The sequence below is a fragment of the Salininema proteolyticum genome (assembly GCF_042685645.1).
Classification (GTDB): domain Bacteria; phylum Actinomycetota; class Actinomycetes; order Mycobacteriales; family Micromonosporaceae; genus Salininema; species Salininema proteolyticum.
In genome coordinates this window covers 2540026-2553941 of sequence record NZ_JBHUNX010000001.1, presented here as the reverse complement: position 1 = coordinate 2553941, position 13916 = coordinate 2540026, and the positions used below count along the sequence as shown (strand labels likewise).

Annotated in this window: 15 protein-coding genes; 4 read left to right on the top strand and 11 right to left on the bottom strand. The window is 70.3% G+C overall.

Features of this window, described 5'->3' with window-relative positions:
- Positions 1–126: 126 nt before the first annotated feature.
- Positions 127–753: a class I SAM-dependent methyltransferase gene (locus ACFTE1_RS11910; RefSeq protein WP_380623014.1), complete on the top strand. Its 627-nt coding sequence runs from the start codon at positions 127–129 to the stop codon at positions 751–753.
- A gap of 3 nt (positions 754–756) precedes the next feature.
- Here the strand turns inward: ACFTE1_RS11910 and ACFTE1_RS11905 are convergent, their stop codons facing one another.
- The 4 genes from ACFTE1_RS11905 to ACFTE1_RS11890 form a co-directional block, all read right to left on the bottom strand.
- The gene (locus ACFTE1_RS11905) at positions 757–1224 is read right to left on the bottom strand and encodes a hypothetical protein (protein WP_380623016.1); all 468 of its coding nucleotides are present in this window, start codon (positions 1222–1224) and stop codon (positions 757–759) included.
- Positions 1225–1392: 168 nt separating this feature from the next.
- On the bottom strand, positions 1393–2280 hold the full coding sequence (locus tag ACFTE1_RS11900) for a hypothetical protein (RefSeq protein WP_380623018.1): 888 nt from the start codon (positions 2278–2280) through the stop codon (positions 1393–1395).
- A gap of 117 nt (positions 2281–2397) precedes the next feature.
- Complete coding sequence (locus ACFTE1_RS11895; RefSeq protein WP_380623020.1) at positions 2398–3102, bottom strand: class I SAM-dependent methyltransferase; 705 nt, start codon at positions 3100–3102, stop codon at positions 2398–2400.
- Between the two features lie 51 nt (positions 3103–3153).
- Complete coding sequence (locus tag ACFTE1_RS11890; RefSeq protein ID WP_380623022.1) at positions 3154–4116, bottom strand: NAD(P)/FAD-dependent oxidoreductase; 963 nt, start codon at positions 4114–4116, stop codon at positions 3154–3156.
- A 115-nt stretch (positions 4117–4231) separates the two neighbouring features.
- On the opposite strand from ACFTE1_RS11890, the gene ACFTE1_RS11885 reads away from it, so the two are divergent.
- Positions 4232–4873, top strand: coding sequence for a class I SAM-dependent methyltransferase (locus tag ACFTE1_RS11885; RefSeq protein WP_380623024.1), 642 nt, complete (start codon positions 4232–4234; stop codon positions 4871–4873).
- 8 nt (positions 4874–4881) lie between these two features.
- Here the strand turns inward: ACFTE1_RS11885 and ACFTE1_RS11880 are convergent, their stop codons facing one another.
- From ACFTE1_RS11880 to ACFTE1_RS11865, 4 genes are read right to left on the bottom strand one after another with little or no spacing between them, the layout of a single operon-like run.
- A complete protein-coding gene (locus ACFTE1_RS11880; RefSeq protein ID WP_380762726.1) occupies positions 4882–5664 on the bottom strand; it encodes a helix-turn-helix transcriptional regulator in 783 nt (260 codons plus the stop codon).
- Positions 5552–7591 carry an AAA family ATPase gene (locus ACFTE1_RS11875; protein WP_380762723.1) on the bottom strand — a complete coding sequence of 680 codons (2040 nt, stop codon included), beginning with the start codon at positions 7589–7591 and terminating at the stop codon, positions 5552–5554. The genes ACFTE1_RS11880 and ACFTE1_RS11875 overlap by 113 nt, the downstream gene beginning before the upstream one ends.
- A gap of 10 nt (positions 7592–7601) precedes the next feature.
- Positions 7602–8594 (bottom strand): zinc-binding dehydrogenase, encoded by a 993-nt coding sequence (locus ACFTE1_RS11870; RefSeq protein ID WP_380623028.1) that lies wholly within the window; start codon positions 8592–8594, stop codon positions 7602–7604.
- 10 nt (positions 8595–8604) lie between these two features.
- Positions 8605–9177, bottom strand: a complete 573-nt coding sequence (locus tag ACFTE1_RS11865) for an NADPH-dependent FMN reductase (RefSeq protein ID WP_380623030.1) — start codon at positions 9175–9177, stop codon at positions 8605–8607.
- A 176-nt stretch (positions 9178–9353) separates the two neighbouring features.
- Between ACFTE1_RS11865 and ACFTE1_RS11860 the strand changes: the two genes are divergently transcribed.
- Positions 9354–10727: an MFS transporter gene (locus ACFTE1_RS11860; protein WP_380623032.1), complete on the top strand. Its 1374-nt coding sequence runs from the start codon at positions 9354–9356 to the stop codon at positions 10725–10727.
- A 119-nt stretch (positions 10728–10846) separates the two neighbouring features.
- The gene (locus ACFTE1_RS11855; protein WP_380623034.1) at positions 10847–11734 is read left to right on the top strand and encodes an arylamine N-acetyltransferase family protein; all 888 of its coding nucleotides are present in this window, start codon (positions 10847–10849) and stop codon (positions 11732–11734) included.
- 27 nt (positions 11735–11761) lie between these two features.
- On the opposite strand, the gene ACFTE1_RS11850 is transcribed toward ACFTE1_RS11855, so the two are convergent.
- From ACFTE1_RS11850 to ACFTE1_RS11840, 3 genes are all read right to left on the bottom strand, one after another.
- Entirely contained in the window at positions 11762–12358 is a 597-nt protein-coding gene (locus tag ACFTE1_RS11850) for a hypothetical protein (protein WP_380623036.1), read from the bottom strand.
- A 37-nt stretch (positions 12359–12395) separates the two neighbouring features.
- The gene (locus ACFTE1_RS11845; RefSeq protein WP_380623038.1) at positions 12396–12755 is read right to left on the bottom strand and encodes a hypothetical protein; all 360 of its coding nucleotides are present in this window, start codon (positions 12753–12755) and stop codon (positions 12396–12398) included.
- 96 nt (positions 12756–12851) lie between these two features.
- The gene (locus ACFTE1_RS11840; RefSeq protein WP_380623040.1) at positions 12852–13865 is read right to left on the bottom strand and encodes a 3-hydroxyisobutyryl-CoA hydrolase; all 1014 of its coding nucleotides are present in this window, start codon (positions 13863–13865) and stop codon (positions 12852–12854) included.
- Between the last annotated feature and the right edge of the window lie 51 nt (positions 13866–13916).

Genomic DNA, 13916 nt, shown 5'->3' with positions numbered 1-13916 from the left:
ACAGCAGGCTATCGAAGTCACGCATGTCTGTAAACACGCAGTATGTCCGTTTCCGGCGGCGGGTGGCAGGTAGACCTCGCGCGGGCGGGTATACGACAGTATGCTGTGCGGCAAGGGAGGCGCATCATGAAGACCGTCAAGAACCTGGGTGACGTCAGGAGATTCTGGAACCGACAGTCCGAGGGCTACGACCGGAAGATGAGGATGGCCGACGAGAAGTTCTTCGGGGACACGCGCTCGTGGCTGTGCGGCCGGGCCCGGGGAGAGACCCTGGAAGTGGCGGTGGGGACGGGGCTCAACCTGGCCCACTACCCCGACTCGGTGGAACTCACCGGGATCGAGCTCAGCCCCGAGATGCTCCGGCACGCCGAGGAGAAGGCCGAGGCGTCGGGGCGCGGCGCGGACCTGCGCGTGGGAGACGCCCAGAGCCTGGACTTCCCCGACGGCCGGTTCGACAGCGTCGTCTGCACCTTCTCACTGTGCGCGATACCCGACGAACGCCGGGCCGTCGAAGAGATGGTGCGGGTGCTCAAGCCCGGCGGGAGGCTGCTCCTGGCCGACCACGTGATAGCGACCTCGGCGTGGATCCGCGCGATACAGCGGGTCGCGGACCTCGTCTCGATCCCCTTCGCCGGGGAGCACTTCAGGCGCCGGCCCTACGAACACGTCAAGCGGCTCGGCCTGACCTTCGCGGCGCACACGCGCTTCAAGAAGGGCCTCGTCGAGAGGTTCGAGGCCGTCAAGCCGGAGTGACGGTCAGGCCGCATCCTCGGCGCACAGCGGGACACCCGAGAGCGTCGGGCCCCCGCAGTCGTCCAGTTCCTGGTGGAGGGTCTCGGAACGCGACAGGAAGGCCAGGCCGGCGAAGACCGCCCGGGCGGCCTGGTCGTCCATCTCGCCGAGGAACGGCGGGAGGTCGACCGGCCGGTTCAGGGCCAGCGCGGAGACCAGGCGCAGAACGGCGCGGTCGCAGGGGCTCGCGGTCCGGTCGTGGGCGGCGTACTCGGCGGCCTTCTTCCAGTCCACCCACATGCGCACGGCTCCGCCGTGCCCGGCGAGCCCGGACATGCACTCCCCGACGAAGCGGTCGTCGGCGTACCAGCGGGAGGTGGCGTGCGTGAGGATGTAGACGGCGGAGTAGGGTAGCCACGAGCCGCGCACGTGGTTCAAGAGCGCTCGCGCTCTCTCTCCCGGTTCGTAGGCGGAGGGATCGATCAGGGGCATCGTCTTGGCGTCCTTCGAAAATGCGGTCGGTGTCCCCGGAATGGGGATGCATACCGAGTCGACACGGTTGATGGTAGTGGATGCACCCAGAGTGCGGGGACCGGTTCGCCGCTATGAGATGCCCGTCTCCCGATCTATTGGGGCCCTGGGGAACGGGATCGGCAGAGGTCAAGTCCGCCAGACGTGGGCGGGTATGAGCCCGGTGAAGCCGTCCAGGAGGTCGATCTGGCCGTCCAGGCGCTCGGGGTCCAGCGGATTCATGGCCATGAGGTAGCACCACCCGTTGTCGAGGACGAACCCGGTCCGCGTGAGATACGAGGCGTCCTGGAGCGGCGGCTGGGCCAGCATCCACTCCAGCGTCCGCTGGTGCAGCACGTCCATGGAGAACCGGTCGTTCTGGGAGTGCACGACGAACTTCTCGTTGAAGGCGTGGTGCTCCAGCTTCATATCGCGCAGCCCCCAGCCCTCCACGCTCTTGGCCCCCGGGGGTTTGGCGGCGACGCAGAGGAACGGCGTGGGGCGCGGCAGCCGGACGGCCACGACGGTGCGGTGGCTCTCCCCGGCGTTCTGCATCTTCTCGTCCATCCGCCGCCCGAGGAGCCTGTGGAAGAGGTCGTCCAGCAGGCCGTCGCCGCCCGACGCGGACCCGTCGCTCATGGGCACCGGACGCAAGTGGTGCTGGAACACGACCTTCTGCCGCCCGCCGCGCTCGGCGTTCATCACGTGCGTGCCGCGGATCCACTCGGGCCGGTGCAGAAGCTCGAACGTCGCCGAGACCTGGCCCCAGTGGAGTTTGTGGACGTCCGCCTGCTTCTCGGTGCTGAAGTCGGCAGCCCCCAGCGGCGGGCGCGAGCTGATGCCCAGGACGCGGTCGTCCCTCGGGGCGTAGGTGAAACCGCGCTGAGCCGCCCATCGGGGGAGCGCCTGCTCCTGCTGGTCGAGCAGCCGCCGGTTGAAGCGCTTTTGGCGGCGGGTCTTGACGAACGCCGCGATGAAGAGCGCGACGACCGCGGCGAGGCAGAGGAAGCCGACGGCGAGTCCGACGATTTCGTCCATGGGGCGGAACCTAACTGTCCGGGGAAGGGGCGGCCCTGATTATAGGGCTCCCGGGCAAGGACAGCGGTCCCTGCCCGGGAACTCCTCGGCCGAAGGCCGAACGGCGAGGCCGCCGGGTCAGCGGATCCGGCGGGCGCGCACCACCGTGTCGTGGACGGAGACCTCGCCGCCGTCCCCGTGCCCGTGATCACCGTGCGGCGCGTGCGAACCGTTCGCACAGTGCTCGCGCTCGCCCGGACGGCCGTGGGAGCCGTGACTCGTGCGCTGCATCGCCTCGGCCGTGTCCACCTCCCAGTCGGCCGGATCGAGCAGCGCCGTGACCGCCTCGGGGGTGAAGAAGGCCTCGTCGGAGTCGGTTCCGTAGACGCCGTCGAACTGCTCGGCGGGGTGGTGCCCCATGATCAGCAGGGTCCCGCCGGGGGCCACCGCGTCGGCCAAGCCCCGGAACAGGTCGTCGCGCGACCCGGCGGGGTGAACGAACAGCGATGTCACCAGGTCGTAGCGGGACTGCTCCGGCTTCCACTCGGTGAGGTCGGCCCGCACCCACGTGAGGCGGTCGGCCTCCTCCGGGGCGAGCTCGGCGGTGCGCTCGCGGGCCCGCTCCAGCGCGGTAGGGGAGAAGTCCACTCCCGTGACGGTCCACCCCCGCTCGGCCAGCCAGCGCGTGTTCGCCCCGTCCCCGCAGCCGGCGTCGAGCGCGACGCCCGGCTCGAGATCGGCGACCTCGGCCTGCAGGTGGGGGCTGGGCAGGCGGACGCCCTCGGCGAAGGCCGGGCTCTGATGGCGCTCTTCCCAGTAGTCTCTGTCGAATTCCCTGGACACGGTGGTTCCTTTCTCTATGGTCGGGGGACCGGCCCCCTGAAGCGGAGTCTCTCAGGCGCTCGCGGCCGACCGCAGGGCGACGGCGCGGGCGGCGTCTTCCTTGGCCAGGTCGGCATTGATCTGGGCGGCGGCGAATCCGGAGGCGGAGGCCGCCGCCGCGACGTTGGCGGCGATGTCGGCGACGTTGCCGGCGGCCCATACCCCGGGGACGGACGTGCGTCCCATGGCGTCGGCGACGATGTGCTCGCCCATTCCCGAAGGGTGTTCGGCGGTCTCCACGCCCAGGTCTCCGAGGAAGCCGGTCCGGGCGACCATGCGCGGCGCCATGGCGACGGCTTCGCAGGGCACGACCGTTCCGTCGACCGTGCGAACGCCGGTGACGGCGCCGTCCTCGCTCTCCACCGCGGCGACTCGGCCGGGCACGACGCGGACTCCGAGGGCCGCGAACTGTTCGCGCTGCTCGTCGTCCGGTTCGGCGTTCTCCTGCGGGAAGTAGACGACGTCCGCGCTCAGTTGCCTCCACAGGTGCACGCCGTGGAGGGACATCGGCCCGGTGCCGACGACCGCCAGGGGCCTGTCGCGCACCTCCCAGCCGTGGCAGTAGGGGCAGTGCAGGACGCCTCGGCCCCACTGCTCGCGCAGCCCGGGAATGTCGGGAAGCTCGTCGACCAGTCCGGCGGCCACCAGGACGCGGCGGGCCTCGGCGGACCGCCCGTCGGCGAGGCCGACGTGGAATCCCTCCTCGGTCCTCCGGACGTTCGCGACCACCCCGGAGAGGATCTCCCCGCCGTATCCCCGGACCTCGTCGCGTCCTCGTTTCAGCAGTTCCGTCGGCGGCGTTCCCTCGAGGCCGAGCAGGCCGTGGACTCCCTCGGCCGGCGCGTTGCGCGGTTCGCCGGCGTCGATGACGGCGACCGAGCGGCGGGAGCGGGCGAGAGTGAGCGCGCCGGCCAGTCCGGCCGTTCCGCCGCCGACGACGATCACGTCGTAGTTGTCTTTCAGGGTCTTCTCCATTGCGACCACCTCCGCGGCCATCATGGACCAGGTCTCTCCAAATCGACAAGTTTTCTTGCCGAAATGGCAAAATCCTGGTTTCCAGAAGGCGACCCGCGGACTATGATCGGTGACCATGACGCGTGAATCCCTCGACTACTGGCGCGATGCCGGAGCCTCCAAGACGTTCACACACCCCCTGGTACCCGAGCGCCTCGACTCACTCGACCGCTCGGCCCGGATCCTCGACTACGGCTGCGGTTACGGACGCGTCATGGCCGAGCTGAGCGATCTCGGCTTCACCGGCGTCCAGGGCGTCGACCCTTCGGCGGCGCTGGTCTCGCGGGGAAGGGGCCGGCGCCCGGACCTGTCCTTCACCGTCCTCGACACGCCGCCCTCCACGCCCTTCCCGGAGGCGCGATTCGAGGCCGTCCTGCTCTTCGCCGTCCTGACCTGCGTGCCGGACGGGGACGCCCAAGCGGCCGTCATGGCGGAAGTCGCCCGTGTCCTCAAGCCGGGCGGGCTGTTGTACGTGAGCGACATGCCGCTGCAGGACGATGAGCGAAACCGGGAACGCTATGACGCCCACGCCGAACGGCACGGCGGTCCCTACGGCGTGTTCACCACCGGGGACGGCGCGACCTTCCGGCACCACGGACCGGACGAGCTGCGCGGCCTCCTCGCGGACTTCGACATCCTGGAGGAGCACCGCCTGGCGGTGCCGACGATCAACGGGAACCGGTCCGAGGCGGTGCAGATCCTGGCACGCCGAGCCTGAACGGCCGTTCAGCCCAGTTCCAGGTGCGCCAGTTCCGTGCGCGTCTTGACCCCCAGTTTCGGATAGGCCTTGTACAGGTGGTAGCCGACGGTGCGCGGGCTCAGATAGAGCTGGGACCCGATCTCGCGGTTGGTGAGGCCCGTGGCGGCGAGCTTCGCCACCTGGAACTCCTGCGGGGTCAGGTTCTGCGCGGCGGTGGACTTCCGGCGCACGGCCGGGGCGCGCCCTCCGGCGGCGCGCAGCTCCGCGCGGGCGCGCTGCGCGGCGGTCTCGGCGCCGATCCTGTCGAAGCGGTCCAGCGCCAGGGCGATCTGCTCTTTCGCGTCGTTGCCCCGGCGCACGCGACGCAGCCACTCCCCGTAGGCCAGGTGGGTCAGCCCGTGGTCGAGCGGCGAGTCGCCCCGGCCGCCGTGGAGGTCCAGCGCCTCGGTGAAGAGCCCCTCGGTGTCCGCGTCCTCTTCGAGGAGGGCCCGGGAACGCAGGCTGACGGCCCGCACCCAGTCCTCCCCGGTGGCCTCGGCGTAGGCGGCGAGGTAGTCGGACGCCTCGGCGGCCTCCTCCGGCTTTCCGGTCCGGGCCGCCGCCTCGATGAGCGTGGGGAGGAAGTTGATCGCGTACATGGTCAAGTGCGAGCGGTGGACCTTGCTCAGGAGGGGCAGGGCCTCGTCCCAGCGCTGTTCACAGCCCAGGACGAAAGCCTCCACCGTCGCCGAGGCGTCGGCGGGGATCTCCTCCAGCAGCCTCCGCGCCTCGGCGAAGTCGCCTCTCAGCGCGGCGGTCTGGGTGAGCACGTTGACGGCGGTGCGCTGGAACCACAGTCCGTCGCTGACCTCGGCGGCGAGGACGGTGGCCTCCTGCGCGTGGGCCTCGGCCTCGGCGTAGTACGCGCAGTGGAACTCGATGGCCGCGCGGGTGGCGAGCGCCCAGGCGAGGTAGCCGTTGCCGCCGCTGTCGCGGCAGTCGGCCTCGACCTCCCGGACGTGGTCGTAGGCCCGGGAGGGGTCGCCCGTCAGGAAGCACCACCAGGCGTAGGTGAGCCGGGAATGGGCGGTCTGTTCGCGGGAGAGGGGCTCGTGCAGGCCCATCAGCTCGCGGACGGCGGACACCCCCCTCGGCGAGGGTGACGCCCCCGCTCCGGTTGAGTCCCAGTCCGCCGCGCAGCAGGAGGCGGACCCAGGGCGCGTGTTCCAGGCCGTGCTCCTCGCCCCGTTCGGTGGCGGAGCGGGCCAGCGCGAAGTCGCCGTGCTGGATGGCGGTCTCGACCACGTTGAACAGCGGATAACCGGCGGAGGCGGGGTCGTGCAGCATCTGCTGCTCGAAGGAGCGGAACCAGTGGCGGGCCGAGGCGTCCTTGTCGCCGTTCCAGTTGGCGATGACGGCCTGGACCTGGTGGGCGCGGTGGAGCATCGCGGGGTCGTTGGAGGAGTGGACGACGCTCTCGGAGAGCTTGAGGGCCTGGGCGGACTGGCCGGCCTTGTGGGCGGCCTCGGCGCCCAGGAGCAGTCGCTCCACCTTCGCGGCGGGGTCGGCGCTCAACTCGGCGGCCAGCTCGTAGGTGTCCGCTTCGGCGGCGTGCCCTCCGCGGACGGCGTCCTCGGCGGCCTTGCGCGCCAGGTCGGTCGCGATGGACTCGTCCGGGCCGGGCGCGGCGGAGGCGAGGTGGTAGACGCGGCGGCAGCCGGTCTCGGGGCCCCCGACGGAGTCGGCCAGCGCGCGGTGGGCCCGGGCCCGTTCCTTCAGCGGCGCACCGAAATAGGCGGCCGTCCGAATGAGCGGGTGGCTGAAGCCGATCTCGTCCCCGGAGGTCGAAATCAACTCTTTGGCCTCGGCGGGGGCGAGGTCCTCGAGGGTCGTTCCGAAGAGGGCGCCGGCCTTGAGCACGAGGGCGAGGTCTCCGGTGGTCTCGGCGGCGGCGAGGAGGAGGAGCCGCTTGGTGGCCTCGGGCAGGGCGTCGATCCGCTCGGAGAACGACTGCCGCAGGGAGGTGGCGGAATGGCGTGCGGCGGAGGTGAAACCGTCGACGCCGGCCCGTCCCTCCCTGTGGGCGGTGGCCAGTTCGAGCAGGGCGAGGGGGTTGCCGCCGGCGATGCGGACGATGTGGCGGCGCACCGATTCGTTGAGCCCGGGCGACGCGGCGGAGAGGAGTTCGAGGGCGCTCTCGTCGTCGACCGGCCCGACCGGCAGGTCGTCGATGCCGACGGTGGGGAACGGCCGGGCGTCGCCTTCGCGGACGCCCCAGAGGAAGACGACCCTCTCGGCGTACAACCGCCTGGAGGCGAACAGCAGAGCCTGGGCCGAGTCGTCGTCCATCCACTGTGCGTCGTCCACGACGCACAGGATCGGCCTCTCCTCCGACGCCTCGGCCAGCAGCTGGAGGACGGCCATGCCGATGTTGGCCGCCGACCCCGCCTCACCGCCGTCGAGGGCCAGAGCGCGGTGCAGACCCTTGGCCAACGGCTCGGGCAAGAGGTCGTCGATCCTCTTCATCAAGGGCCGCAGCAGGAGGTGGAGCCCGCCGAAGGGCCAGCGGGTCTCCGCCTCGATCCCGATGGCGCGCAGCACGAGGAAACCCTCGGCATGCTCGGACGCCCAGTCGAGCAGGGTGGTCTTCCCGATCCCGGCCGCGCCGCGGACGGACCGGACGGAGCTCTCTCCGTCTCGGGCCGCCCGCAGCAGGTCGTCGAGGACTGTGGTCTCGGGATTTCGGCCGAACAGCATGCCCTCAAGACTAGCTCTCGGCGCGTTCGAGGACTACCTTCCCCGCGGTGAGCCGTTCCTCCAGCGCACGATGGGCCTCGGCGGCGCCGTCCATGGGGAACCGCGAGACCAGAGGACGCCATTCCCCTTGGGCCAGACGGCGAAGCGCTTCCCTCTCCAGTTTCGGGAGGCCTCCGGCCGCGGCGACGGCATGGGGCCCCAGCGACGGGATGAAGCTGACGCCCCGGTCCATCAGGCGCTGAGCGTCGACGGGGACCGCGGAGCCGGACGACCACCCGAAGACGAGGACCCGTCCGCCCGGAACGATCTGCTCGAAGGCGGTGTCGGCCGCTTCGCCGCCGACACCGTCGAGCAGGACGGTCGCCTCCCGGCCCTCCAAGGCCCGCTCCAGACTCGCCGACCAGTCCTCGGCGCGGTAGTCGACGGCCGCGTCGGCGCCGGCGTCGAGGACGCGGCGCGCCTTCTCCGGCCCTCCGGCGAGCCCGACGGTGAAGGCCCCCACCCGCTTGGCCTCCTGGACCAACAGGTTGCCGATCCCTCCGGCCGCGGCGGTCACGATCACCGTGTCGTCGGCGCTCAGGCCGGCGTAGTGGAGCACGATGAGAGTGGTGCGGCCGGTGCCGATCACGGCGAGGGCCTGGGCGAAGCCGGCCCCCTCCGGAATCTCGTGGACGGCGGTCACCTCGCGGACGGCGGAGTCCGCGTATCCGCCGCTGGCGAACCCGAGGTGTGCCACGACCCTCTTGCCGACCCACGCGGGGTCGACGTCCTCGCCGACCGCGTCGACCACTCCGGCCGCCTCGCGGCCGGGCGTCATGGGCAGGTCCGGAAGGCCCCACGGGGTGTGCGCGATGTCGCCCTTGCGGATCGACGTGTCGACGAGGTGGACGCCGGAGGCCCGGACGTCGATGCGGACCTGGTCGGCGGCGGGGGAGAGGTCGGGGACCTCCTCCCACACCAGCTTCTCGGGGCCGCCGAACTCGTATTGGCGAATGGCGTGCACAGTGGTCTCCTCACCAGCGGTACGGGTCGACGGTACGGTTCTGCTTCAGGGGCCGCGCCCACCACTCGACCTGGTCCAGCAGGCGGGTCAGCGCCCCGGCGGTGCCCTCGGCGTCGACCGGCTGCCCCTGCTCGTCGAACTTCTCCCAGTAGTTGACGAAGGTCAGGGTGTCGCGGACGGTCAGCGCGGCCACCTCGGGGAAGACCTGGCGCAGGTGCTCTGCCGCGCGCTGCCCGCCGGCGTTGCCGCCGTAGGAGGCCAGCGCGACCGGCTTGCCGGCCCACTCGTCGCGGTAGAGGTCGATCGCGTTCTTCAACGAGGCGGGGTAGGAGTGGTTGAGCTCGGAGGTCACCACGATGAACGCGTCGGCCTCTTTGAGGCGGGCTCCCAGCTCGCCCACGTGCGGGTAGTTCTCCTCGTCGAAGTCCGAGGGGAGGTTCAGGTCGGCCAGGTCGATCCAGTCGATGCCGAAACGCCCGTCCTGCTTGGCCCGGTCCACGATCCACCGGCTGACCAACGGCCCGCCGGAGCGGCCCTTGCGGGTCGAGCCTGTGATGACCGCGAGTTTCAGGTCGTCGTTCATGGGATTCTCCGTTTCATATTGCCGTGTAACGACCTCAACGCTACGGACCGGTCGACAGGGGCCGCATCTGTCAAACGACCGTAGTCGCCCGGTACGGTCGTCCCCCTCCGGCTACGGTCACCGGACCGGTCTTTCGACAGATGCCCTCAGGCCCGCGGAGGCGGAGCGTGGAGGGCATGAACGCCGCAGACACGCAGCGGGCGCCGGCCCGCAAGACCCAATGGATCCCGCTCGCCGCCCTCGCCGCCGGGATGTTCGCCGTCACCAGCGAGACCACCATGATCTCGGTGGCCCTGCCCGAGATCGCCCGGGAGTTCGCCGTCTCCCCGACCACGGCCGCGTGGGCCCTCCTCGCCTACTCCCTCCCCGTCGGCGCCGTGGCGATCCCCGCCGGGCGCTGGGCCGACCAGTCGGACCCGAGGCGCGTCTTCACCCTGTCCATGGCCGGCATCGCCGCCACCACCGTCCTGGCCGGCCTGGCGCCGACCTGGGAGCTGCTCATCGCCGGACGCCTCCTCCAAGGCCTCACCGGGGGACTGGTCATGGCCGTCTACATGCCCATCGTCCTCGCCTCCTCCCGGCCCGAGACGCGCGCTCGCGTCATGGCCGGCATCACCACCGTCATGACCATCGGCGCCATGGCCGGAACCTCGTTGAGCGGAGGCATCGCCGACGCCTGGGGATGGCGTGCGGTCATCCTCTCCAAGCTCGTCATACTCGTGCCCGTCCTCCTCATGGGCTGGTTCGGCATACCCGGGAACGGAAAGGGCCTGGCGCTGCCCAAACCGGCCCTCCTCGTCGAGCTCGCCGTCCTCGGCGGCGCCCTGAGCCTGGGGATCCTCGGCTTCGGGGAGCTGGCCGAACTGCGGATCTCCTCCGCCTTCTACCTGGCCGGCGCCGTGGCGCTCGGAATCGCGTGGACCAGGCTGAAGGGCACCCGGCCGGTCGTCGCGCTGCTGTCGGTCCGCCAGATCGGCCACGGAACCCTAGCCCTGGCGCTGATGAGCACCATCGTCGGCGTCTCGGCGTTCCTGCTGCCCTACTTCATCGACGAGGTCGTGGGCGGCGGGCCCGCCCAGACCGGCATCGTGCTGCTGGCCTTCGTCGCCGGGATGGGAGTCATGACGCCCCTCGCCGGGACCCTCGCCGACAAGTTCGGGGCCGGCCCCGTGACCACGGTCGGAGCCTTCACCTCCCTGGCCTCCATGGCCGCCTTCTACATGCTCGGACCGGACGCCACCTCATTCGACATGATCGCCGCCCTGGGCCTGGTCGGTATCGGGTTCGGCGTCTTCTCCAGCCCCGTCATCACCGCCATCGTCCAGTCCGCGCCCGACGAGGCCGGCGGAACGGTCGGAGGGCTCAACGCCACCGCCCGGACCGTCGGATCCAACCTGGGACCCGCCCTCGCCGCCCTCGGATGGACCATCGGCGGCGCCGGCATGGCCGGATTCCAGGCCGGGCTGACGGTCATCACCGTCGTCATGGCGATCGGCGTGGCCCTGATCCTGGTCGGGCGGATGTGGGACGTCAAACGCGTCGCCGCGTGACCCGACGTCGGGGAGCCACGGCTCCCCGACCCGGACCGGAACCATTCCGGAACCTTTCCGTCACCGCCATCAGGAGACTGGAACCATCGACCCGGAACAACATCGCAAGGAGCGGACCCATGGGCACCAGCGCGCAGAACGACTTCGTCGACCACTACGGGTGGGACGGCGACCTCCTCGACCTCGAGGCCTACTTCGACCGGATCGACTACCGCGGGGGCACCGAGCCGACTCTCGACAACCTCGCCTCCCTCGCCGGGGCGCACCTGCGCGCCGTTCCGTTCGAGAACCTGGACGTCATGCACGGCAAAGAGATTCGCATCGACGTCCCCGGCCTGCAGGACAAGATCGTCCGGCGCCGCAGGGGAGGTTACTGCTATGAGGCCAACGGACTCCTCGGCTCCGTCCTCGAGCGCCTCGGCTACCGGGTCACCGGGCTCAACGCCCGCATCCTGGGCGGGTCGCCCGACCACGTGCTGCGGTCGGCGGCGCACACCGCCCTGCTCATCGACCTCGACGGACGGCGGTGGTTCCTGGACGTGGGCGTGGGGTCGTTCGGCATCGGCCGTCCGCTGGAACTGACCGACGGATTCGAGGCCGAGCAGTACGCGGGGCGCAGGGCCCGCCTGGACCGCACCGACCACGACATGTGGGTCTTCCGCGTCTTCGACGGGCGGGAATGGTCCAACGCGCACAAGTTCGACCTCTCCAGGGCCTACCGCGCCGACTACGTGGACGCCAACTACATCGCCCAGCACCACCCGCGCTCGCCCTTCCACAAGGGGTACGTCCTGAGCCGGCACAAGGAGGACGAGATCCGCGAGATCCAGGGGCTGAAGCTGAAGATCGCCCGCGCCGGCGCGGAGCCGGCGGAGAAGAGGCTCGAGCCCGAGGAGCTGCCGGGCGCGATCGAGGAGCACATCGAGATCGCCCTGACCGGTGAGGAGAGAGAGGCCGTGCTCGCCAAGGCGCGGGACCTCTCCGACGCGGAACTGACCGCCGACTGAGGGCCGCCGAGAGCTCGGGAGGGACGGTCAGACCTGCTGGTGAGCGTGTTTGAAGTTCACTGTGATCCGGCGGGACTTCAACCTCCCGACTATGTCGTTGAAGTCGCCACCGCGCTCCTCCCTTGAATAGCGCCGCAGGTCGATGTACAGGCGGCGCTCGCCTCGGCGCCATCGCGTCCCCGCCCTGCCGAGGCCGTCGAGTTCGGCTCGGTCCCGAAGAGCCACCTCCACGGCGGTGTTGAGCGCGGAGTTGTCCCACAGGAGCTGGACCTTGGCGTTGTTCTTGTACTGGATGACGACGACCTCGCGGATCGAGTCCCACGGAGTGAGCCGGCCGCCCCGGGTGCGGAGACCGTCGGGTTCGTAGACGACGTCGATCGCGTTCTCGCCTCTCCTCCGCGCTCCTCGGAAGCCTTGGACGAACCCGGTCAGTGCGAACAACGCCAGGAGAATGCCGAGGCAGAAGGGGACTGCCGCCACCTCGTCCGAGGGGTCCGCGAAACCCTCCAGGACGAGCCAGGAACCGGCGCCGGAGGCGGCGATGCCGCCGGCGAAGAGGAGCACGCTGCGCTGCAGGCGCGGGAGGTGGAGGTCGGGGGTGGTGGAGAATCGCATGTCGGACATGAGGGGCCTTTCGGCGCCCGCGACGGCGATTCTCCGTTCAGGGGCGCGGATTCGGATCGTTCAGGAAATCTACGGGGCGGGCGTCCTCGGCGATGGTGACTTTATCGATCTCGTCCTCGTCGACATCGACTTCGTCGATCTCATCGACCTCATCGATTTCGTCGTCGAGTGCGGTCTTACCGCGTTCCGCGCTTTGTTCCTCGTCAGGGACGGCGCTCCCCGAAGCGATGGCGATCAGGGCCGCGAGGATCCCCATGAGGCCGAACGCGGCGGGCTCGGAGCCCTCGAGGCTCCCCAGGGAGCCGCCATTGTCCAGGATCGATAGGAATAGAACGGCGAACGCGAAGATGGCGATGGCGACGAAGACGGTGTGGAGTGAACGGCGGATATTTTCCATGGTTCACACGTTAGCTGCGGCCTGCCTGCCGGTCCTCGGCCGAACCGGGCGGGGACCGGCTCCGCGCTCATGGCTTGTGCGGAAAGCGGTCGATCTCTAGGAGAACTGGGCGAGGACGGTCGCCCGGTCGACCTCTTTCAGGGACTTGTGCTGCCAGTGCGGGTCGTTGTCCTTGTCGACCAGCTTCGCCCGCACACCCTCGACGAAATCGGGGTTGGCGGTGAAGCTCTTGCCGAGGACCAGGTCCTGCTTGAGGACGTCGGCCAGGGACATGCCCTTCGCGCGGCGCACGGCCTCCAGCGCTACGGCGACCGACAGCGGCGCCCGGGACTCGACGACCTCGGCGGCGGCCTTCGCCTCTCCGCTCGGGTGACTCTGCAGGGCGGCCAGGATCGCGGCCGGATCGTCCCCGGCGAAGCACTCGTCTATCCACGACAGGTCCAACTCGGGGACGGGCTTCTTCGCCTCTTCAAGGATCGCGTCGGGGGACTCGCCGGCGGCGAGGCGGTCGATGATCGCCGGGATCTCGCCGTGATCGACGACCGCGTCGGCGAAACCCGCCGCCACCGCGGTCGGGCCGTCGACCGGCTCCCCGGTCAGGGCCATGTACGTGCCGAACTCGCCCGGGGCGCTCGACAGCAGCCGCATGCCGCCGACGTCCGGGCTGAACCCGATGGCCGTCTCCGGCATGGCGATGCGCGAGCGGTCCGTGGCGAAGCGGTGGGAGGCGTGGCCGGACACTCCGACGCCCCCGCCCATCGTCACGCCGTCCATGAACGCGACGACGGGCTTGGGGTATTCGCCGATCAGCAGGTTCATGGTGTACTCGTCGGCCCAGAAGTCGACGGCGTCGGCATTGCCGTCGAGGACGCTCTGGCGCATGAACCGGACGTCCCCGCCCGAGCACAGGCCCCGGCCGCCGGCGCCCTCGACGGACACCGCGGACACCGAGTCGTCCTCGGCCCACTCTTCCAGCTGCGCTTGGAGCGAGTGGATCATGTCGTGGGTGAGCGCGTTGATGCTGCGCGGCTTGTTCAGGACGATCCTCCCCAGCGGCCCCGTCCGGGCGTAGAGAACGTCTTCCGTTGCGCGGGAGAAGAAGTCGACCATGAAACCTTCCTTCGGGGCGGAAACCGGGATACCGGTGCGAAGGATACCACT

Coding starts and splice junctions, on each gene's coding strand:
- ACFTE1_RS11905 (WP_380623016.1), bottom strand. CDS start 1,224: ATGCCCCTGATCGATCCCTCCGCCTACGAACCGGGAGAGAGAGCGCGA.
- ACFTE1_RS11860 (WP_380623032.1), top strand. CDS start 9,354: ATGAACGCCGCAGACACGCAGCGGGCGCCGGCCCGCAAGACCCAATGG.
- ACFTE1_RS11855 (WP_380623034.1), top strand. CDS start 10,847: ATGGGCACCAGCGCGCAGAACGACTTCGTCGACCACTACGGGTGGGAC.
- ACFTE1_RS11865 (WP_380623030.1), bottom strand. CDS start 9,177: ATGAACGACGACCTGAAACTCGCGGTCATCACAGGCTCGACCCGCAAG.
- ACFTE1_RS11910 (WP_380623014.1), top strand. CDS start 127: ATGAAGACCGTCAAGAACCTGGGTGACGTCAGGAGATTCTGGAACCGA.
- ACFTE1_RS11885 (WP_380623024.1), top strand. CDS start 4,232: ATGACGCGTGAATCCCTCGACTACTGGCGCGATGCCGGAGCCTCCAAG.
- ACFTE1_RS11845 (WP_380623038.1), bottom strand. CDS start 12,755: ATGGAAAATATCCGCCGTTCACTCCACACCGTCTTCGTCGCCATCGCC.
- ACFTE1_RS11840 (WP_380623040.1), bottom strand. CDS start 13,865: ATGGTCGACTTCTTCTCCCGCGCAACGGAAGACGTTCTCTACGCCCGG.
- ACFTE1_RS11900 (WP_380623018.1), bottom strand. CDS start 2,280: ATGGACGAAATCGTCGGACTCGCCGTCGGCTTCCTCTGCCTCGCCGCG.
- ACFTE1_RS11875 (WP_380762723.1), bottom strand. CDS start 7,591: ATGCTGTTCGGCCGAAATCCCGAGACCACAGTCCTCGACGACCTGCTG.
- ACFTE1_RS11890 (WP_380623022.1), bottom strand. CDS start 4,116: ATGGAGAAGACCCTGAAAGACAACTACGACGTGATCGTCGTCGGCGGC.
- ACFTE1_RS11850 (WP_380623036.1), bottom strand. CDS start 12,358: ATGTCCGACATGCGATTCTCCACCACCCCCGACCTCCACCTCCCGCGC.